Consider the following 17,690-nt stretch of genomic DNA (forward strand, 5'->3'; position numbering starts at 1 on the left):
TTCTCCATTGCACTAGTGCATAATCTGGTTTGTGCTAGGAGAGTATCGGATCGAAGGCCGGCGCGCAGCTGAGATCGCTGCCAGCGTGGAGCGTGCGGTGGGGGGCGGAGACCTGGAGCCGGGTCAACTCCTGCCGCCGATGCGTGAGTTGGCGGAGCGGCTCGGGGTGAATCCCAATACGGTGGCTGCCGCCTACCGCACGCTGCGCGAACGCGGTGTCATCGAGACGGCGGGGCGGCGCGGCAGCCGCGTACGCCCCAAGCCCGCGACGACGGTGCGTGAGCTGATCCGCGTGGACGTGCCGGACGGTGTGCGTGACGTGTCGAACGGCAATCCGGACACGGCGCTGCTTCCGCCGCTCGCCGAGGCGTTCGCGGCGGCCGCCGCCGAGGGCGACCGGCGTCCCGTGCTGTACGGGGAGGAGGCCGTGGACCCCGAAATGACCCGCCACGCGCGCGTGGCCCTCGACGAGGACGGAGTGCCGGACGGTCCTGTCGCCGTCACCTCCGGTTCGCTCGACGCCATCGAGCGCGTGCTGGCCGCCCACCTCAAGCCCGGCGACGCCGTCGCGGTCGAGGATCCCGGCTGGGGCAGCCTGCTCGATCTGATGCCGGTGCTCGGACTGCGAACGGTCCCGGTGGGCGTCGACGACGACGGGCCGCTGCCCGCAGAGGTGGAGGCCGCGCTGCGCGGCGGCGTACGGGCGCTCATCGTCACCGACCGCGCCCAGAACCCGACCGGCGCCGCGATCAGTGCCCCACGCGCGCGTGCACTGCGAAAAGTCCTCTCCGCGCACAAGGACGTGCTGCTCGTCGAGGACGACCACGGCCATGCCATCGTCGATCTGCCGCTGCATCCGCTGGCGGGCGTGACCCGCAGCTGGGCCTTCATTCGCTCCACGGCCAAGGCGTACGGCCCTGACCTGCGCCTCGCCCTGCTCACGGGGGACGCCGTCACCGTCGATCGCGTCCAGGGGCGGCAGCGGCTCGGCCCCGGGTGGGTGAGTCACGTCTCGCAGCGCGCCGTCGTGCGGCTGTGGACGGACGGGGCGGTGGACACGGGCGAGGTGGCCGCGTCCTACGGGAAGCGGCGTGACGCCCTGATCGCCGCGCTCGCCCGGCGGGGCGTCACGGCGCACGGGCGCAGCGGCATGAACGTATGGGTGCCCGTGCCGGACGAGACCGGGGCCGTCGCCAGGCTGCTGCACGCGGGGTGGGCCGTCGCTCCGGGGGCGCGCTTCCGGATGAGCGCGCGGCCCGGGGTGCGGATCACGGTGTCGACGCTCGGGGACGCGGACATCGAGGTGGTGGCGGACGCCGTCGCCTCCGCCACCGGGCCCGCCCCCGCGCGGCGCTATGAGTGATCGGGCCGGTTCCGCGCGCGATCACGGGGCCTGGACTGGGTGAGCGCCGCACCCGCCAGGATGATCACCGCGCCGACCGGCGTCGACCAGCTCAGGGACTCGCCGAGCACGGCGACGCCCGCCGCGGTGGCGATGACCGGGACGAAGTACGTGACCATCTGGGCCGTCGTCGGACCGACCTCGGCGACGAGGCCGTACTGGATCAGGAAGGCGAGCCCGGTGCCGACGGCACCCAGTGCCACGACGGCGAGGAGCGACACGACGGGGAAGTGCGTGGGCAACGACGTGAACAACGGCGTCACGACGGCCAGTTCGACGGTCGCGACCAGCAGCTGTGCGCCCGTCAGCGAGAGGTTCGAGTGACCGGATCCCGCCAGGGTGCGGCGCACGTAGATCCAGCCGACCGGATAGCTCAGCGAGGCGAGCAGCGCCAGCGACGTGCCACGGAAGTCGATGCCGCTGAAGCCCTGCCAGGCGCCGAGCACCGTGAGCACGCCGAGGAAGCCGATGCCCAGCCCCGCGACCCTGCGCCGCGTCGGCCGGTCCTCGGAGAGCGCGACCATGGAGAGCGCCATGCCCCACAGGGGCGAGGTCGCGTTGCAGATGCCGGCCAGCGTGGACGGGATCGTCAGCTCCGCGTACGCGAAGAGCGAGAACGGCAGGGCGTTGAGCAGCAGCGCGGAGACCGTGAGGTGCGCCCATGTCCGTGCCCCGCGCGGCAGCCGCTCGCGCTTCATCACGAGGACGGCGGCGACGACCAGGGTGCCGAACAGCAGGCGCCCCAGGGTGACTTGGAAGGGGGCGTAGCCCTCCGTGCCGACCTTGATCAGCAGGAAGCTGAAGCCCCAGATCAGCGAGAGGATGCCGAAGCGGAGGCGCCAGCCGAGGGCGCGGCGGCGCTTCGGTCGAGCGGGTTCAGCGGTGGCGGGGGAAGCGGTGGCGAAGGAGCCGGGAGGGGTGGTGGTGACGCGCATGTACGTCACATTGAAGCCTCCGACCTCGTAGAACAAGCGAAATTAGCTGCCCAGTACCGCGTAGCATCGCTTACATGTTGAACCTGGAGCGCCTGCGCACGCTCGACGCACTCGCCCGGCACGGCTCGGTCAGCGGCGCCGCGGCCGGGCTGCACGTCACGACGTCGGCCGTCTCCCAGCAGATGACCAAACTGGAGCGCGAGGTGGGCCAGCAGCTCCTCGCCAAGAACGGCCGCGGAGTGCGCCTCACCGATGCCGGACGGCTGCTCGCCGAGCATGCCGCGCGCATCCTCTCCCAGGTCGAACTCGCCAAGGCCGACCTGGAGGAACAGCGCGGCAAGGCCGTCGGCGAGCTGCGGATATCCGCGTTCCCCACGGCGATGCGCGGCCTGCTGCCCGCCACGCTCACCGCCCTGCGTGCCGGACACCCCGGCCTGCGCGTCCGCTCCCAGGAGATGGAGCCGCAGCCCGGAGTGGCCGCCGTGGTGCGCGGCGACATCGACCTGGCGGTCGTCCTCGACTGGTACAACAAACCGCTGCCGATGCCCGGAGGCCTGGTCAAGGCGTCCCTCCTCGACGACCCCGCCGATGTCGCCATGCCCGCGGCGCACCCCCTCGCCGACCGCGCCGAAGTGGACCTGGAGGAGTTCGCGGACGACGAGTGGATCGCCTGGGCGGAGGGGGAGTTCTGCCACGAGTGGCTGATGTTCACGCTGCGCGCCAAGGGCATCGAGCCGCGGATCGCGCACCGCGCGGAGGAGCACCACACCCAGCTCGCGCTGGTGGCCGCGGGCCTCGGCGTGTGCGTGGCACCCCAGTTGGGGCGAGATCCGATGCCGGCCGGGGTCAGGACCGTTCCGGTGCGCCACCGGGTGCGCCGCCATGTGTACGTGGTGTGGCGCGCGGACGCCGACCGCCGCCCCTCGATCAGGGCGGCGGTGGAGGCGCTCCAGGTGGCGGGGGAGGCTGTGGGCCGGTGATCAGGGGCGGGGCTGCAGGTCGGCCAGTTTCCGGAAGTCCCAGGACGCGATCGCGTCGGGCGTGAGCCGGATCCAGGCGTGCTTCCCGTCGTACGGCATCGTGTCCATCCCGAAGTACTTCTGATTGAACAGCCGCTCAGGGGCTTCGAGTTCGGGGCAGGGGTCCCCCACGCGCGGTGACTCGGCGACGAAGTCCGCCGTCCCGGACAGCTCCACGCCCCGCAGCTCTCCGTACTCCGTGCCCGCGTCGACGACCACGGCGATGCGCCGGTCGCCGCGCAGGTCCGCCCAGCGCTTGCTGCGGGTGATCGAGAACAGCCACAAGGACGTGCCGTCCCAGGCGAACCAGAGCGCGCTGACGTGCGGTGCGCCGTCGGCGGACACGGTGGCGACCCGGCAGGTGCGCTCCTCGGTGAGGAACGCGTCGAGCTCGCCCGGCGACATCATGATCCTGCGGCCCCGGCGCTGTGTGACGGCCATCGGTCCTCCCGTGGCAAGTGGAAAAGGTGGGCGCACAACCGAAACTGACAACCCGTCAGGACGGTGCGTGGGGAAAGCATGCGGTCTCTTCCGCCGTGGCGCAATGGCGGCTAACCTCCGCGCATCCCGGGCGCCGGCCGCCCGGGCCGACCCGTTCGACCCGTTCGACCCGGACTATCCGGACAGGGGGAGCGATGCCGCCGCAGGAACAGCTCAGGGAACTCCTCGACCCCGCCACCACCGTGCTGCTGACCGTCGAGTGCCAGCAGGGCGTGGTGGGGACGGAGAGCGCACTGCCCGAACTCGCCGACGAGGCACGCTCGTCGGGCTGCCTCGCCAATGTCGCGCGGCTCGTCTCCGCCGCCCACCAGGCCGGCGTCCAGGTCCTGCACGCCGTCGCCGAACGCCGCCCCGACGGGCGCGGCGCCAACCGCAACGCCCGCCTCTTCCGTGCCGCGGGGCGACTGCCCGTGCAGCAGCTCTCCGGGACGAGGGCGGTGCGGATCGCACCGCCCATCGAGGTGGCCGATGAGGACTTCGTCGTACGGCGGCTGCACGGGCTCTCGCCCCTGGCGGGCACGGACGTCGACCCGCTGCTGCGCAACCTGGGCTGCCGCACCCTCCTGGTGACCGGGGTCTCGGCGAACGTGGCGATACCGAACGCCGTCTTCGACGCCGTGAACCTGGGCTACACCGCCGTCGTGCCCTCGGACGCCATCGCGGGAGTCCCCTCCGACTATGCACCCGCGATGATCCGCAACACGCTCGCCCTGGTGGCCACCATCGCCACCACCGAGGAGGTCCTCGGCAGCTGGAAGCGTCCCCGGCCGGTGTGATCAAGATGTCCTAGGCCAGGGTGATCGAGTCGCCGTCCACGCTGATCTCGGCGGCGGGCAGCGGTTTCGGCGCCGGGGAGGCCTTCACGCTCCCGTCGGTGATGGAGAACTTGCTGCCGTGACAAGGGCAGTTGATGGTGCCGCCCTCCACGCTCGTCACCGGACACTGTTTATGAGTGCAACGGTTCGAGAAGGCCTTGAACTCGCCCTTCGTCGGCTGGGTCACCACCACCCCCTCCTCCTTGAAGATCTTGCCGCCGCCCACAGGGATGTCCGACGTCTTGGCGAGCGCGGCCCCCGCCGCGCCACCGGCGGCCTCGTCGGGCGTCTGCTCCGCGGCCGCGTCGGAGTCGTAACCGTCGTCGCTCTCACCGCAGGCGGCGAGGGCCGCGGCCAGGCTGACGACGCCCGCCGCGGAGACGACCGAACGGCGGGAGAGCTGGGGAAGAGGTTCTTTCGAAAGGGTCATGTCTGGTGGTACGAGGCCGCGCGCCGCTGTGTTCAAGCCCTCAAGCACTTCTTGCGCGAGCCCAGTTCGGACCGGCATTAACCTGGGGCAATGCTCACCGAAGTCACCGCGGTCCGCTACGCCACGCCCCTGCGGGAGGGCGGATCGCTCCCCGGCCTCGTCGAGGCCGCCGACGGCCGGGGAACGTACGCGCCGTACGTCATGAAGTTCACCGGGGCCGGACAGGGCCGCAAGACGCTCGTGGCCGAGGTGATCTGCGGGCAGCTGGCGCGCGGCCTCGGGCTGCGGGTGCCGGGCCTCGCGCAGGTCTGGCTCGACCCGGTGCTCGGCCTCGGCGAGCCCGATCAGCAGGTGCAGGAACTGCTCAAGTCGAGCGGCGGACTCAACCTCGGGATGGAGTACCTCTCCGGCGCGCTCGGCTTCGACCCGCTCGCGTACGACGTCGACGCGGCCGAGGCGGGCCGCGTCGTGTGGTTCGACGCGCTCATCAACAACGTGGACCGCTCCTGGCGCAACCCGAACATGCTCCTCTGGCACGGCGACCTGTGGCTCATCGACCACGGCGCGAGCATGATCTGGCACCACAACTGGCGCACCGCCGAGACCGCCGCCGCCAAGCCGTACGACGCGTCCGACCACGCCCTCGCCCCCTTCGGGCCGGACATCGCCACGGCCGCCGCCGAGCTCGCCCCGCTCGTCACCGAGGAGCTGCTCACCGCCGCCGCGGCCGACGTGCCCGACGCGTGGCTGGCGGACGAGCCGGGCTTCGACGACCCCGACGCCGTACGCCGTGCCTATGTGGCGGCACTGCTGCCGCGCGCCAAGACCATCCACGAACGGATCCAGCTGCCCGAGAGCCTCTCCGGGCCGCAGCGGAAGGGTGCCAACCAGTGACCGAGCAGCCGGCGCCGACCGTGCGGGACGTCTTCGAGTACGCCCTGGTGCGCGTCGTGCCGCGTGTGGAGCGCGGGGAGCAGTTCAACGCGGGCGTGGTGGTCTACTGCCGGGCCAAGTCCTTCGTGGCCGCCCGTACGCATCTCGACGAGGACAAGCTGCGGACCCTGGACCCGGAAGCCGACCTCGGGGGCATCAGGGCCGCGCTCGGCGCCGTCGAGCGGATCTGCGCGGGCGGCGAAGGGGCAGGCCAGGCCGAGCGGGACGACGCCGGGCGGCGCTTTCGGTGGCTGATCGCGCCGCGCTCGACCGTCGTACAGCCGGGGCCGGTGCACACGGGCCTCACGGCGGATCCTGCCGCAGAGCTGGACCGACTCCTGGACCTCCTGGTCAAGTAAGAATCACACGCACCCGGTGTGCCGTTGACACCGGGTGCCAGGGCTTCTAGCGTCTCGTTCAGCTGAAGGTACTAAGCGGTCGCTCACCAACGGGGCGTACCGTAGAGCCGCATCCCAAGGGCGAGGAGAACCAGCATGTCCACCACTGAGCAGCGCGTCGCGGTCGTGACCGGAGCAGCGCGAGGCATCGGCGCGGCGACCGCCGTGCGCCTGGCCGCCGAAGGCCGCGCCGTCGCGGTGATCGACCTCGACGAGGCCGCCTGCAAGGACACCGTCACGCAGATCACCGCTGCCGGTGGCAAGGCGATCGCCGTCGGCTGCGACGTGTCCGACGAGGCTCAGGTCGAGGCGGCCATCGCCCGGATCGCCGACGAGCTCGGCGCGCCCACGATCCTCGTGAACAACGCCGGTGTGCTCCGCGACAACCTCCTCTTCAAGATGAGCGCGAACGACTGGGACATGGTCATGAACGTGCACCTGCGCGGTGCGTTCTTGATGTCCCGCGCGATCCAGAAGCACATGGTGGACGCCAAGTTCGGCCGCATCGTGAACCTCTCCTCGTCCTCCGCGCTCGGCAACCGCGGCCAGGTGAACTACGCCGCGGCCAAGGCGGGACTCCAGGGCTTCACGAAGACCCTCGCCAAGGAGCTCGGCAAGTTCGGCGTCACCGCCAACTCCGTGGCCCCCGGCTTCATCGTCACCGAGATGACCAAGGCCACCGCCGACCGCGTCGGCATGGGCTTCGAGGACTTCCAGGCCGCGGCCGCCACGCAGATCCCGGTGCAGCGCGTCGGCCGCCCCGAGGACATCGCCAACGCCATCGCCTTCTTCACGGGCGACGAGGCGGGCTTCGTATCGGGACAGGTCATGTACGTGGCCGGCGGCCCGCTCAACTAGTTCTTCCCGGAGGGATGCGGAGATGACTGTGCAGGACAGCGGAAAGGCCGCGCTCGTCACGGGCGCGAGCCGCGGCATCGGCTACGGCATCGCGGAGGCGCTCGTCGCCCGCGGTGACCGCGTGTGCATCACCGGACGCAACGAGGACGCGCTGAAGGAGGCCGTCGAGAAGCTCGGCGCCGACCGCGTCATCGGCGTCGCGGGCAAGGCCCACGACGAGGCCCACCAGGCGGTCGCCGTCGAGCGCGCCATGGAGGCCTTCGGACGGGTCGACTTCTTGATCAACAACGCCGGTACGAACCCGGTGTTCGGGCCGATCGCGGAGCTCGACCTCAATGTGGCGCGCAAGGTCTACGAGACCAACGTGATCTCGGCGCTCGGCTTCGCCCAGCAGACCTGGAAGGCCTGGCAGAGCGAGAACGGCGGTGCGATCGTGAACATCGCCTCCGTCGCGGGTGTCGCCCCCTCGCCCTTCATCGGCGCGTACGGCATGAGCAAGGCCGCCATGGTCAACCTCACCCTGCAGCTCGCGCACGAGTTCGCACCGAAGGTGCGGGTCAACTCGATCGCGCCCGCCGTGGTCAAGACCAAGTTCGCCCAGGCGCTGTACGAGGGCCGTGAGGCGGAGGCCGCCGCCGCGTACCCGCTGGGGCGGCTCGGTGTGCCCGAGGACATCGGGGGCGCCGCGGCGTTCCTCACGTCCGGGCAGTCCGACTGGATCACGGGACAGACACTCGTGGTCGATGGCGGCATCTTCCTCAATGCGGGCGTCAGCTGACGAAGGGCGAACAATCGCCAGGTACGCCCTTCAAAAGGGACGTACACGCGCATCAAGTGCCCCGTCGGCGCCGCGAGTTGGCCCGGCGGGGCATTGCGATATTGTCTGCCGACCCATGGCATGGCCGATCGAGGAGCGTGCGCGTGTTCAGTGAAGTTCGCCTGGTGGCGGCGGCGGGTCTCCGTGGCCTGGCCGGGCTGCCCCGCCGGGGCCTGCGGCCGGCCGCGGCGCTGGTGTCCATATCCCTTCTCTCGGGATGCGGAATCTTCTCGTCGGACGAGTCCGACGAGGAGCGTCAGATCACCGTCGGCACGATGAGTGCCCCCAGTACCCTCGATCCGGCCGCCGCCTGGGACAGCTCCTGGGAGCTGTACCGCAACGTCTTCCAGACGCTCCTGAGCTTCCCCAGCGGGGCGGCCGAGCCCGAGCCGGACGCGGCCGAGTCCTGCAAGTTCACCGACGCGACGAACAAGGTCTTCACCTGCGAGCTGCGGGAGGACCTCAAGTTCTCCAACGGCCACGCGCTCGACGCGAAGGCGGTCAAGTACACCTTCGACCGCATGCGGCGCATCGATGTGAAGGGCGGGCCCACGGGGCTGCTCGGGTCGCTCGGCTCGGTCGAGACGAAGGGCGACCGGACGGTCACGTTCCGGCTCAAGAAGTCGGACGCCACCTTCCCGTTCGTGCTCTCCACGCCCGCCATGTCGATCGTCGACCCCAGCGAGTACCCCGCGGACAAGCTCCGCGAGGGCACCTCGATCGCGGGCTCGGGGCCGTACGACCTGGAGTCGTACAAGCCAGGCGAGCGGGCGGAGCTGGTCAAGAACGGCCACTACAAGGGCGCGGCCGACCGCAAGAACGACGCCGTCACGATCCGCTACTTCAAGAAGTCGGCCACCATGGTCGAGGCCCTGAAGAACAAGCAGATCGACGTCACCTTCCGCGGGCTCGCGGCGGAGGACATCGTCGAGATGCAGGCCAACAAGCACGCGCGCGAAGGCATCCAGCTCGTGGAGGGCTCGGGCACCGAGATCCGCTACCTGGTGTTCAATCCCGACGACCCCTGGGCCAGGAAGAAGCCGGTCCGCCAGGCCTTCGCCCAGGTCATCGACCGCCCGGCCATCGCCCACAAGATCTACCAGGACACCGTCGAGCCGCTGTACTCGATGGTCCCCCAGGGGCTCACCGGGCACGGCACGGGCTTCTTCGACGACTACGGAGACCCCAGCGACAGCAAGGCCGCGAACATCCTCAAGAGCGCGGGCATCAACGAACCCGTACCGCTCACGCTCTGGTACACGACCGACCGATACGGTTCGGCGACCGCGGGGGAGTTCAAGGAGATCAAGCGGCAGCTCGAGGACTCGGGCCTGTTCAAGATCACGCTGAAGAGCCGTCCCTGGACCGAGTTCGACGCGGGCACCAAGAAGCGCGAGTACCCGGTCTTCGGCCGTGGCTGGTTCCCCGACTTCCCCGACGCGGAGAACTTCATCGCGCCGTTCATCGGCACGAAGAACGTGCTCAACACGCCCTATCCGTCACGGGAGATCACCGACGAGGTGCTGCCGCGTTCGCGCCGTGAGGCCGACCGGGGCGCGGTGGCCGACGACTTCGAGCGGGCCCAGCAGCTCCTCGTCGACGACGCGCGGCTGCTGCCGCTGTGGCAGGGCAAGCAGTACATCATGGCGAGCGAGGAGATCGCGGGCGGCGAGCGCGCCCTGGACCCCTCGGCGATCATGATGATGTGGGAGTTGCAGCGCAAGACCAGCTGGTAGCGGGAGGCCGCGGGCAGCGGGCGACGGGTCGATTGTCAGTGGCCGCCGGTAGGTTCTGTGGTGAGAAGTGACCGCACACCGGAGGTTGTTGACGTGACCGACATCGCCATGCTGCCCGCGTCCTGGCGCGGAGTCCTCGGCGAGGAGCTGCAGAAGCCCTACTTCAAGGAGCTCACCGATTTCGTCGAGGAAGAGCGGGCCAAGGGGCCCGTCTACCCTCCGCGTGACGAAGTGTTCGCAGCGCTCGACGCGACGCCGTACGACCAGGTCAAGGTCCTTGTCCTCGGTCAGGACCCGTACCACGGCGAAGGGCAGGGGCACGGCCTCTGCTTCTCCGTGCGGCCCGGCGTGAAGACACCGCCCTCGCTGCGGAACATCTACAAGGAGATGAAGGAAGAGCTCGGCCACCCCGTGCCGGACAACGGCTATCTGATGCCGTGGGCCCAGCAGGGCGTCCTGCTCCTGAACGCGGTGCTCACGGTCCGCGCGGGAGAGGCCAACTCCCACAAGGGCAAGGGCTGGGAGAAGTTCACCGATGCGGTGATCCGCGCGGTGGCCGAGCGCCCCGACCCCGCCGTCTTCGTCCTGTGGGGCAATTACGCCCAGAAGAAGCTCCCGCTGATCGACGAGGAGCGGCACGTGGTCGTGAAGGGCGCGCACCCCTCGCCGCTCTCCGCGAAGAGGTTCTTCGGCTCGCGCCCCTTCACGCAGATCGACGAGGCGGTCGCGGCGCAGGGGCATGCGCCGATCGACTGGCGCATTCCGGACCTGGGCTGAGGTCGGCCGATCGACACTGGATCGCGCCTGTCCGCGATTCTCGGCGGGGGCGGATAGCGTCGAGAGCGGTGTGCACGATGGGCGTACGAGTGTGGAGGACCCGGTGGCGGAGCAGCAGGAGCAGGCGGCGGAAGACGCCATGATGACCCGGATCGGGCAGGCGGTCATGCTGCACCACGGGGGCGACCGTGAGGAGGCGCAGGGCCGCTTCCTCGGTCTGTGGTCGGAGATCGGCGAGGAGGGCGACCCGCTGCACCGCTGCACGCTCGCGCACTACATGGCGGACACGCAGGAGGACCCGTCGGACGAACTGGCGTGGGATCTACGGGCGTTGTCGGCGGCGGACGAGCTCACGGACGAGCGCCTGCACGAACACCACGACTCGATCGCGGTCCGCGGCTTCTACCCGTCCCTGCACCTGAACCTCGCCGCGGACTACGCGAAGCTGGGGCGCCCCGAGGCTGCGCGCAACCACATCCGGCGGGCGCGGGGCGCGGTCGGGGCGCTGGGGGACGACGGATACGGGGACGGGATCCGGGCGGCCATCGGGAGGCTGGAGCTGCAACTGGGGGAGGGCAGCGAGGTGGAGTGAGACCCGGCCGGGGGGGGCGTGTGCGGTGCGGGTTCAATGACCGTAGGCGTCCTGGCAGATGACTGCCTCGGGGCTGCCCGGCTGCCAGCCGCCGTACTGCTTGCCCAGGGCGCAGAGGTCGGGGACCGTGGGCGCGGCGGTGGGAAGAGCAGGCGGTTCGGCGGCCTCGGGGCGGCGGTCGTGGCGGCGCGGGGGTGGCTCCGAACGCCGCTCGGGGCTCGCCGAGCGGGGTGGTGCGGCGGGGACGGTCGGGGCGGTACCGGTGGCGCGGGGCGCCGGGTCGCGGGGCGGTCCGATGAGCTCCAGTGCCTCGCGGGCGGGGGCTTCCACGACCCGCGGGCGGGAGTCGCCGTCGGTGCGGGGCGCCGGGGGCGGGGCGCTCGCGGCGGACGGTCCCGGGGCGGGCTGCCGCTCGACGCTCACACAGCCGGAGAGGGCGGTGACCGCCACGGAGGCCAGGAGCGTGGCGGTGGTCGTGGTTCGGTGCATTCGCGCAACTCTGAGGGGTGGGGGGTGCTTTCGGCGAGGGAACGGGGGGAAGTTGGCCCGCATGGGTGAGGGCGCCTCTGGCCGGCGGGGGGAGCGGAGGGGACTGGGGGGCGGGGGTTTTGTCTGCGGGTTGACTTCGGTTTGGGCCGCCGCTTCGCGGCGGATCTTTCCCGCCCACCCACCCGATTGCCCGGCAGTATGCTGCTGGCGGAACTCATGCGGCGGTAGAGGAGACACAGGACAGTGGTGAAGGTCGGCTGTATCGGACTTGGTGACATCGCGCAGAAGGCGTATCTGCCCGTGCTCACCACCCTGCCGGGGGTCGAACTGCACCTGCAGACGCGCACGCCCGCGACCCTCGCCCGCGTCGCGGGCGTCCACCACATCCCCGACGAGCGCTGCCACACCGACCTGGACGCGCTGCTCGCCCAGGGCATCGACGCCGCCTTCGTGCACGCCTCGACCGCCGCCCACCCGGAGATCGTCACGCGGCTGCTCGAAGCGGGCGTGGCCACCTACGTCGACAAGCCCCTCGCGTACGAACTCGCCGACTCGGAGCGGCTCGTGCGGCTGGCCGAGGAGCGTGCGGTCAGCCTCGCCGTCGGCTTCAACCGCCGCTTCGCGCCCGGCTACGCGCAGTGCGTCGAGCACCCGCGCGAGCTGATCCTGATGCAGAAGAACCGCGTCGGTCTGCCCGAGGACGTGCGCACGCTCGTCCTCGACGACTTCATCCACGTCGTGGACACGCTGCGCTTCCTCGCGCCGGGGCCGATCGACCACGTCGGCGTGCGCGCCCGCGTCCAGGACGGGCTCATGGAGCATGTCGTGCTCCAGCTGGCGGGGGACGGGTTCACCGCGCTCGGCGTGATGAACCGGCTCAGCGGTTCCACCGAGGAGATCCTCGAGGTGTCCGGTCAGGACACCAAGCGGCAGGTGCTCAACCTCGCCGAGGTCATCGACCACAAGGGCCAGCCCAGCGTGCGGCGGCGCGGCGACTGGGTGCCGGTGGCCAGGCAGCGCGGCATCGAGCAGGTGGTGCTCGCGTTCCTCGACGCCGTGCGCGCGGGCAAGGTGCTCAGCGCCCGGGACGCGCTGGCGACCCATGAGCTGTGCGAGCGTGTGGTCCGTGCGGCTCAGGAGCAGGCTGCCTGAGCCGCCCCTTCGCGGGCCCCCGCAGGGAACGCACGCCCTCGGCCGCGCACAGCACCGTGAGCACGCCGAGTGCCGCGTGCACGGGCCAGTCGCCCAGCCGGACGTACGGCGTGACGCCCTCGGCCAGCGGTATGTCGTACGTCGCCGTGGTGCTCGCCGAGGTGCCGAGCGGCGCTCCGACCCGCTCGCCGCCCGCGGCGTACACCGCGGAGACGCCGGTGAGCGTGGCGTGCACCATGGGGCGGCCGGTCTCGGCGGCCCGCACCGCCGCGAGCGAGGCGTGCTGCTCGGGCGCCCAGCTCGACTGGAACGTCGAGGTGGACGACTGCGCGAGCAGCAACTGGGCGCCCTCGCGCGTCAGATGACGGCTCATGTCGGGGAACGCCGACTCGAAGCACACCAGCGGACCGACCTTCAGGCCGTCCCCGACCTTCATCACCACCGGACGCTCACCGCGCCTGCGGTCCTCGCCCGCCGCCTTGCCCACGGACGTCGCCCAGCCGAGGAGCGAGCGGGCGGGGACGTACTCGCCGAAGGGGACGAGCCGCATCTTGTCGTAGCGGTCGCCGGTCGGGCCCTCGGGGCCCACGAGGACGGAGCTCTTGAAGATGCCCGGCCGATCGGAGCGGCGGGCATCCACGTTCACCAGGATGTCGGCGCCGACCTCCTGGGACAGCGCCGCTATCCGCCGGGCGACGTCCGGGCGGTCCGCGAGGTCGTAGCCGACGCTGCTCTCGCCCCAGACGACGAGGTCCAGGTCCCGCCCCGCCAGGTCGCGGGTCAGCTCCTCCTCGCGCGCGAGCCGCTTGTCGGCGCTGCCGACCCCGTCGATGACACCCGGCTGGACGACGGCCACGCGCATCCGGCCCGCGGGCTCGGGGCGCGGCGCCCACGCCCAGGCGGACGTGGCCACGGCGGCCACGGCCACGAGCCCGGCGGTGGCGGGGACCGCCCTGGCGGCGGCCGTAAGTGACGTACTGGTGGGGCGCGCGGCGGCGTGGGGCGCGACGAGCGCCGCGATCCCGGTGTTCACGGTGACGATCAGGGCGCTGACCAGCCACACCCCGCCCACCGACATCAGGCGCAGGGCGGGCTCGACCTGCCACTGACTGGAGCCGAGCAGCCCCCATGGGCCGCCGAGCCCCTCCCAGGACCTGACCAGTTCGACCATCAGCCAGCCGGACGGCAGGACGACCAGCGCGGCCGCCGTCCGCCCCGGTGAGACCACCCCGCCCAGGAGGCGCCGCACCATCCAGCCCCACGGCGCCCACAACAGGCCGAGCAGCGCGGCGATGACGAGGGTGAACACATGCAGGCTCGGCAGCAGCCAGTGATGCACCGCCACCATGAACCCGATGCCGCCGAGCCACCCGTCGAGCGCCGCCCTGCGCCCGCTCTCCGCCGAGCGGGCAAGGAGGATCCAGGGCACGAGCGCGACGTACGCGAACCACCACAGCGACGGGGCGGGGAAGGCGAGGGCGGGCAGCGCGCCGGCGGCGATGGCGAAGGCGCCGCGCCATCGGGCCGAAGCGAGCGGCCCCGCGGCTGAGAGGCGTGGCCACCGCCGGTCCCGGTCGTCGCTGAGCGGATCCATGCAGCGCCTCCCTCGGTCCCCGACGCCCGGTCGTGCCTCCAGTGTGCGCGCCCCGGACGATCTAGGACAGTGCGCCTGCCATGCGTTTTCTCAGCCGGGTGTGCGGGTCCGTGATCGCTGCTGTGTCTGGCGCCACTTCTCCTGCACCGTCACCTGGCGCAGCCGCCAGCCCTGGTGCGTACGCAGCGCCGAGAAGGCGTAGCGGCCGCCGCAGATGAAGTCCGGGGCCGCGGACGCCGCGCCGTCGCCGCCCTCGCCTTCGCCTTCGCCTGAGGTGAACCGCATCGGGTTCACGTAGTCGGCCTGGACCTGCGCGGTGTCGCCGATGTCCTGGTCGAGTGTCCCGAACCGCAGCCTCCTGTTGACGATCAGATGCTGGCGCATCGGGAAGAGCTCCATCGTCCCTGCCAGCCACTCGGCCACTTCGGCGGCGCTCGCGTCGACACCGCCTGCCGAGCTGTAGTCGGCGCGTCCGTCCGGGGTGAAGAGCTGCCGGTAGGCGTCCCAGTCGCCGTCGTCGACGGTCACTGCGTACTCGGTGATGAGGGAGTCGATGGCCAACCGGTCCATCACGGCGGCGAGTTCCACGCGCTGCGTCATCGGGTCAGTGTTGGGCACAGGGGGTTCCCAGCCAAGAGGCGTGCAGGAACGTGCCGGAAAGGGTGCGGGAAAGGGCGCGGGAACGCGGCGCGTATCGTGCGGTCGATGAGGGGCGGGCTCGGGCCAACTGTCGTACGATGCCCGGCAGTTGGCGGTTCGCATGAGCTTCGTAGGAGCTTTGCAGGAGCATGGACACTCCGAGCTGGGAGGGAGGCCCGGTGAAGAACGAGCAGCGCATCGCGGCGTACAAACGGCAGGGCAACCGCAAGGAACTGACGGGGCGGCAGAAGCGCCGCATCGCTAGGAAGGCGCGTCAGGGCAAGGGGTGACGCGCCGGGTGAGCCCGCTCACCCGCGGCGTACTGATCGACGTCGGCGGTGTGCTCGTCCGCGAGTACCTGCCCGGCGTCGCCGCCGCCTGGGGAAGACGGCTGGGCATCCCGGCCGCCGCCTTCATGGCCGCCCTGTACGAGGGGGACGACTCCGGGGTCCTCATCGGCCGCGTCAGCGAGGACGCGTGGTGGGAGACCGTCCGGGGGCGGCTGCGCGCGGGACCGGAGGTGATCGCCGAGCTGCGCGGGGACCTGGCGTCCAGGGAGAGCTGGGACGAGGAGCTGGTGGCGTGCCTGCGCGGCCTGCGGAGGCGGGGCGTTCCGACGGCCGTGGTCAGCAACACCTGGCCCGGCCTGCGTGAACGGATGTCGGCCGGGGGTCTGCTGGACGTCGCCGACCACCTCGTCCTGTCCTGCGAGGCCGGATGCGCCAAACCGGACCGGCGGATCTACGAGATCGCGCTGCGGCTGACCGCCGTCGAGCCCGCGCAGGCTCTGTTCATCGACGACACCCCAGGCAATGTCGCGGCGGCGCGGGCGCTGGGGATGGCGGGGCACGTGCACACCGGCACGGCGGAAACCCTCGCCCGCATAGAGGAGTTCACGGCCTGGGCGATAGAGGAGTTCATGGCCTAGGCCGCTTTGACGACCTCTTCGCGCACGGCGGCAGCCCACTCCGTCACCAACTGTTCGTACTCACGGCGCTGTTCGGCCGAGAGGCGTCCTCCGGCACGCATCCACAGACCGCGGATTCGCTCGTTCAGTTCCGCGGCAGACCGCACGGAACCACGGGGCTGAGGGGTTAAGGGCATGCGTCAAGCCTAGGGGATAGCTACGACAATCGGAACTCTCAGCTACTGGGCAGATCCTCCAAGTGAGCAGATGCACAAGCGGCCGGGCCCGTCACACGCCGTCACCCGTACGGCGCATCACCGGGCGGTCCCCGGCCGTGGCCCCTGATATCCAGGGGAGAAGGGACGCGCCGGAAGCCGCGCGCCGTGGGGGATTCATCGCCCTGACGCCGTAGTGGCGGCCGGGGCCCACCGAGTGGAGGACCACTCATGTCCCAGTACATCAGTCTCTCCGTGGACTTCACCCAGGGCCTGAACGACGCCTGGTCGAAGGTCGCGCAATTCGTGCCGAAGCTGATCGGCTTCCTGGTCGTCCTGGCCATCGGCTGGTTCGTGTCGAAGATGATCGCCAAGGTCCTCGACCGGGTTCTGCGCAAGGTCGGATCCGAGCGGCTCGCCGAACGTGCGGGCGCGTCCCGGATGTTCGCGAACTCCAAGTACGACATGACGGGGATCGTCTGCAAGGTCGTGTACTTCGCCCTGCTCCTGGTCACCCTGCAGATCGCCTTCGGCGTCTTCGGGAGCAACCCGGTCTCCAACATGCTCGACGGCATCGTCGCCTGGATCCCGCGGGCCGTCGTCGCCATCGTCCTGATGGTCGTCGCCATGGCGGTGGCCAACGTCGTACGCGACATCGTCACCAGCGCCCTGTCCTCGATGTCGTACGGGAAGACCATCGGCACGATCGTCTGGGCCTGCATCGTCGCGCTCGGTGTGATCGCGGCGCTCGGTCAGGCGGGCATCGCCACGACGGTCACCCAGCCCGTCCTGTACGCCGCGCTCGCGGCCGGTGCGGGCATCCTGATCGTCGGCGTGGGTGGTGGCCTCATCGGCCCGATGCGGCAGCGCTGGGAGCGCTGGCTGAGCACGGCGGAGGTCGAGACGGCCAAGGCCCGCGGCAGCGTCAGCGCCTACCAGGCCGGCCGCCAGGACGCGATGGCCAACCAGCCCGTGCAGGAGCGCGAGCGCAGCGACATGCGGGGTGACATGCGCGGTGACACCCGCGGTGACACGGGCAGCCACATGCGTGGCGACATGCGCGACGACATGTGACCACCCGGAGGACTCCGTCAGAACCCGGAGGACTCAGGTACCAGGTCGTGCCGCCTCACGAGCCAGGAGATGGCGGTGAGGCGGCACACCGCGTAGTCATGACCCACCGGCTCGCGCCACCCGTTCTCGGACAGCGCGTCGAGGAATCCCAGGGCGTAGTCGGAGAGGATCTCCGGGTCCGGCGCAGGCGGCACGAGCCCGGCCCCGCCCATCTCCAGCCGATCCCGCAGCTCCGCGACGTGCTGGTCCACGGCGGCCGTGAAACCGGGCTCGAAGGCGAACTCGGCGAAGCGCGGGGCGTACGAGGCGCTGATGCGGGCGAGGGGCGACATCCCATCACCGTAGGACGGCCAAACCCTCCTGAAGAGGGTCTTTAGGCATGCCATTGGTCACAACGCCCCCGGCCG

General features: G+C 70.9%; 22 protein-coding genes. 14 read left to right on the forward strand and 8 right to left on the reverse strand.

The genetic code is table 11. The annotated features are described in order from the left end of the window. Window positions 1–31 precede the first annotated feature (31 nt). The gene (locus ACWGI2_RS20850; RefSeq protein ID WP_453400007.1) at window positions 32–1,363 is read left to right on the forward strand and encodes an aminotransferase class I/II-fold pyridoxal phosphate-dependent enzyme; all 1,332 of its coding nucleotides are present in this window, start codon (window positions 32–34) and stop codon (window positions 1,361–1,363) included. On the opposite strand, the gene ACWGI2_RS20855 is transcribed toward ACWGI2_RS20850, so the two are convergent. Beyond that, window positions 1,354–2,373 carry a DMT family transporter gene (locus tag ACWGI2_RS20855; protein WP_453696819.1) on the reverse strand — a complete coding sequence of 340 codons (1,020 nt, stop codon included), beginning with the start codon at window positions 2,371–2,373 and terminating at the stop codon, window positions 1,354–1,356. The two genes, ACWGI2_RS20850 and ACWGI2_RS20855, sit on opposite strands and share 10 nt — an antisense overlap. Before the next feature lie 38 nt (window positions 2,374–2,411). Here ACWGI2_RS20855 and ACWGI2_RS20860 point away from each other — a divergent pair, with 38 nt between their 5' ends. Beyond that, window positions 2,412–3,317 carry a LysR family transcriptional regulator gene (locus ACWGI2_RS20860; RefSeq protein ID WP_453696821.1) on the forward strand — a complete coding sequence of 302 codons (906 nt, stop codon included), beginning with the start codon at window positions 2,412–2,414 and terminating at the stop codon, window positions 3,315–3,317. On the opposite strand, the gene ACWGI2_RS20865 is transcribed toward ACWGI2_RS20860, so the two are convergent. Further along, window positions 3,318–3,797, reverse strand: coding sequence for a pyridoxamine 5'-phosphate oxidase family protein (locus tag ACWGI2_RS20865; protein ID WP_453400004.1), 480 nt, complete (start codon window positions 3,795–3,797; stop codon window positions 3,318–3,320). Window positions 3,798–3,991: 194 nt separating this feature from the next. Here ACWGI2_RS20865 and ACWGI2_RS20870 point away from each other — a divergent pair, with 194 nt between their 5' ends. After that, window positions 3,992–4,633 (forward strand): cysteine hydrolase, encoded by a 642-nt coding sequence (locus tag ACWGI2_RS20870; protein WP_453400003.1) that lies wholly within the window; start codon window positions 3,992–3,994, stop codon window positions 4,631–4,633. Between the two features lie 10 nt (window positions 4,634–4,643). Here ACWGI2_RS20870 and ACWGI2_RS20875 read toward each other — a convergent pair whose 3' ends face one another. Continuing rightward, window positions 4,644–5,102: a Rieske (2Fe-2S) protein gene (locus ACWGI2_RS20875; protein WP_453696823.1), complete on the reverse strand. Its 459-nt coding sequence runs from the start codon at window positions 5,100–5,102 to the stop codon at window positions 4,644–4,646. A 90-nt stretch (window positions 5,103–5,192) separates the two neighbouring features. Here ACWGI2_RS20875 and ACWGI2_RS20880 point away from each other — a divergent pair, with 90 nt between their 5' ends. From ACWGI2_RS20880 to ACWGI2_RS20910, 7 genes are all read left to right on the forward strand, one after another. Continuing rightward, on the forward strand, window positions 5,193–5,996 hold the full coding sequence (locus tag ACWGI2_RS20880) for a HipA family kinase (protein ID WP_453696824.1): 804 nt from the start codon (window positions 5,193–5,195) through the stop codon (window positions 5,994–5,996). Beyond that, complete coding sequence (locus ACWGI2_RS20885) at window positions 5,993–6,394, forward strand: DUF3037 domain-containing protein (RefSeq protein WP_453696826.1); 402 nt, start codon at window positions 5,993–5,995, stop codon at window positions 6,392–6,394. Before ACWGI2_RS20880 ends, ACWGI2_RS20885 begins: the two co-directional genes overlap by 4 nt. 135 nt (window positions 6,395–6,529) lie before the next feature. Next, window positions 6,530–7,291, forward strand: a complete 762-nt coding sequence (fabG, locus tag ACWGI2_RS20890; RefSeq protein ID WP_453399999.1) for a 3-oxoacyl-ACP reductase FabG — start codon at window positions 6,530–6,532, stop codon at window positions 7,289–7,291. A 22-nt stretch (window positions 7,292–7,313) separates the two neighbouring features. Continuing rightward, the gene (locus ACWGI2_RS20895; RefSeq protein ID WP_453399998.1) at window positions 7,314–8,069 is read left to right on the forward strand and encodes an SDR family oxidoreductase; all 756 of its coding nucleotides are present in this window, start codon (window positions 7,314–7,316) and stop codon (window positions 8,067–8,069) included. A 197-nt stretch (window positions 8,070–8,266) separates the two neighbouring features. Beyond that, window positions 8,267–9,844 (forward strand): ABC transporter substrate-binding protein, encoded by a 1,578-nt coding sequence (locus tag ACWGI2_RS20900; protein ID WP_453400048.1) that lies wholly within the window; start codon window positions 8,267–8,269, stop codon window positions 9,842–9,844. A gap of 93 nt (window positions 9,845–9,937) precedes the next feature. Then, entirely contained in the window at window positions 9,938–10,621 is a 684-nt protein-coding gene (gene ung, locus ACWGI2_RS20905; protein ID WP_453399997.1) for a uracil-DNA glycosylase, read from the forward strand. 103 nt (window positions 10,622–10,724) lie between these two features. Beyond that, window positions 10,725–11,213 (forward strand): tetratricopeptide repeat protein, encoded by a 489-nt coding sequence (locus ACWGI2_RS20910; protein ID WP_160503640.1) that lies wholly within the window; start codon window positions 10,725–10,727, stop codon window positions 11,211–11,213. A gap of 33 nt (window positions 11,214–11,246) precedes the next feature. On the opposite strand, the gene ACWGI2_RS20915 is transcribed toward ACWGI2_RS20910, so the two are convergent. Continuing rightward, window positions 11,247–11,702 (reverse strand): hypothetical protein, encoded by a 456-nt coding sequence (locus tag ACWGI2_RS20915; protein ID WP_453696828.1) that lies wholly within the window; start codon window positions 11,700–11,702, stop codon window positions 11,247–11,249. Window positions 11,703–11,948: 246 nt separating this feature from the next. Between ACWGI2_RS20915 and ACWGI2_RS20920 the strand changes: the two genes are divergently transcribed. Next, window positions 11,949–12,854, forward strand: coding sequence for a Gfo/Idh/MocA family protein (locus ACWGI2_RS20920; protein ID WP_453400047.1), 906 nt, complete (start codon window positions 11,949–11,951; stop codon window positions 12,852–12,854). On the opposite strand, the gene lnt is transcribed toward ACWGI2_RS20920, so the two are convergent. Next, window positions 12,778–14,448 (reverse strand): apolipoprotein N-acyltransferase, encoded by a 1,671-nt coding sequence (lnt, locus tag ACWGI2_RS20925; protein ID WP_453696830.1) that lies wholly within the window; start codon window positions 14,446–14,448, stop codon window positions 12,778–12,780. The genes ACWGI2_RS20920 and lnt overlap by 77 nt on opposite strands. A gap of 90 nt (window positions 14,449–14,538) precedes the next feature. Next, a complete protein-coding gene (locus ACWGI2_RS20930) occupies window positions 14,539–15,048 on the reverse strand; it encodes a nuclear transport factor 2 family protein (RefSeq protein ID WP_453696832.1) in 510 nt (169 codons plus the stop codon). A 188-nt stretch (window positions 15,049–15,236) separates the two neighbouring features. Between ACWGI2_RS20930 and ACWGI2_RS20935 the strand changes: the two genes are divergently transcribed. Beyond that, window positions 15,237–15,377, forward strand: a complete 141-nt coding sequence (locus ACWGI2_RS20935) for a hypothetical protein (protein ID WP_453399993.1) — start codon at window positions 15,237–15,239, stop codon at window positions 15,375–15,377. A gap of 8 nt (window positions 15,378–15,385) precedes the next feature. Next, window positions 15,386–16,015 carry an HAD family hydrolase gene (locus ACWGI2_RS20940; protein ID WP_453696833.1) on the forward strand — a complete coding sequence of 210 codons (630 nt, stop codon included), beginning with the start codon at window positions 15,386–15,388 and terminating at the stop codon, window positions 16,013–16,015. On the opposite strand, the gene ACWGI2_RS20945 is transcribed toward ACWGI2_RS20940, so the two are convergent. Further along, window positions 16,012–16,191 carry a hypothetical protein gene (locus tag ACWGI2_RS20945; RefSeq protein WP_453399991.1) on the reverse strand — a complete coding sequence of 60 codons (180 nt, stop codon included), beginning with the start codon at window positions 16,189–16,191 and terminating at the stop codon, window positions 16,012–16,014. The two genes, ACWGI2_RS20940 and ACWGI2_RS20945, sit on opposite strands and share 4 nt — an antisense overlap. Before the next feature lie 249 nt (window positions 16,192–16,440). On the opposite strand from ACWGI2_RS20945, the gene ACWGI2_RS20950 reads away from it, so the two are divergent. Continuing rightward, on the forward strand, window positions 16,441–17,283 hold the full coding sequence (locus ACWGI2_RS20950; protein WP_453696834.1) for a membrane protein: 843 nt from the start codon (window positions 16,441–16,443) through the stop codon (window positions 17,281–17,283). Between the two features lie 17 nt (window positions 17,284–17,300). Here ACWGI2_RS20950 and ACWGI2_RS20955 read toward each other — a convergent pair whose 3' ends face one another. After that, entirely contained in the window at window positions 17,301–17,615 is a 315-nt protein-coding gene (locus tag ACWGI2_RS20955) for a DUF6401 family natural product biosynthesis protein (RefSeq protein WP_453399989.1), read from the reverse strand. Window positions 17,616–17,690 lie beyond the last annotated feature (75 nt).

The sequence above is a fragment of the Streptomyces sp. NPDC054866 genome (assembly GCF_053610745.1).

Bases quoted from the DNA above. Each gene is read 5' to 3' on its own strand.
- ACWGI2_RS20860 (WP_453696821.1), top strand. From the start codon at position 2,412: ATGTTGAACCTGGAGCGCCTGCGCACGCTCGACGCACTCGCCCGGCAC.
- ACWGI2_RS20935 (WP_453399993.1), top strand. From the start codon at position 15,237: ATGGACACTCCGAGCTGGGAGGGAGGCCCGGTGAAGAACGAGCAGCGC.
- ACWGI2_RS20930 (WP_453696832.1), bottom strand. From the start codon at position 15,048: ATGACGCAGCGCGTGGAACTCGCCGCCGTGATGGACCGGTTGGCCATC.
- ACWGI2_RS20865 (WP_453400004.1), bottom strand. From the start codon at position 3,797: ATGGCCGTCACACAGCGCCGGGGCCGCAGGATCATGATGTCGCCGGGC.
- ACWGI2_RS20955 (WP_453399989.1), bottom strand. From the start codon at position 17,615: ATGTCGCCCCTCGCCCGCATCAGCGCCTCGTACGCCCCGCGCTTCGCC.
- lnt (WP_453696830.1), bottom strand. From the start codon at position 14,448: ATGGATCCGCTCAGCGACGACCGGGACCGGCGGTGGCCACGCCTCTCA.
- ACWGI2_RS20880 (WP_453696824.1), top strand. From the start codon at position 5,193: ATGCTCACCGAAGTCACCGCGGTCCGCTACGCCACGCCCCTGCGGGAG.
- fabG (WP_453399999.1), top strand. From the start codon at position 6,530: ATGTCCACCACTGAGCAGCGCGTCGCGGTCGTGACCGGAGCAGCGCGA.
- ACWGI2_RS20950 (WP_453696834.1), top strand. From the start codon at position 16,441: ATGTCCCAGTACATCAGTCTCTCCGTGGACTTCACCCAGGGCCTGAAC.
- ACWGI2_RS20895 (WP_453399998.1), top strand. From the start codon at position 7,314: ATGACTGTGCAGGACAGCGGAAAGGCCGCGCTCGTCACGGGCGCGAGC.
- ACWGI2_RS20915 (WP_453696828.1), bottom strand. From the start codon at position 11,702: ATGCACCGAACCACGACCACCGCCACGCTCCTGGCCTCCGTGGCGGTC.
- ACWGI2_RS20875 (WP_453696823.1), bottom strand. From the start codon at position 5,102: ATGACCCTTTCGAAAGAACCTCTTCCCCAGCTCTCCCGCCGTTCGGTC.
- ACWGI2_RS20870 (WP_453400003.1), top strand. From the start codon at position 3,992: ATGCCGCCGCAGGAACAGCTCAGGGAACTCCTCGACCCCGCCACCACC.
- ACWGI2_RS20945 (WP_453399991.1), bottom strand. From the start codon at position 16,191: ATGCCCTTAACCCCTCAGCCCCGTGGTTCCGTGCGGTCTGCCGCGGAA.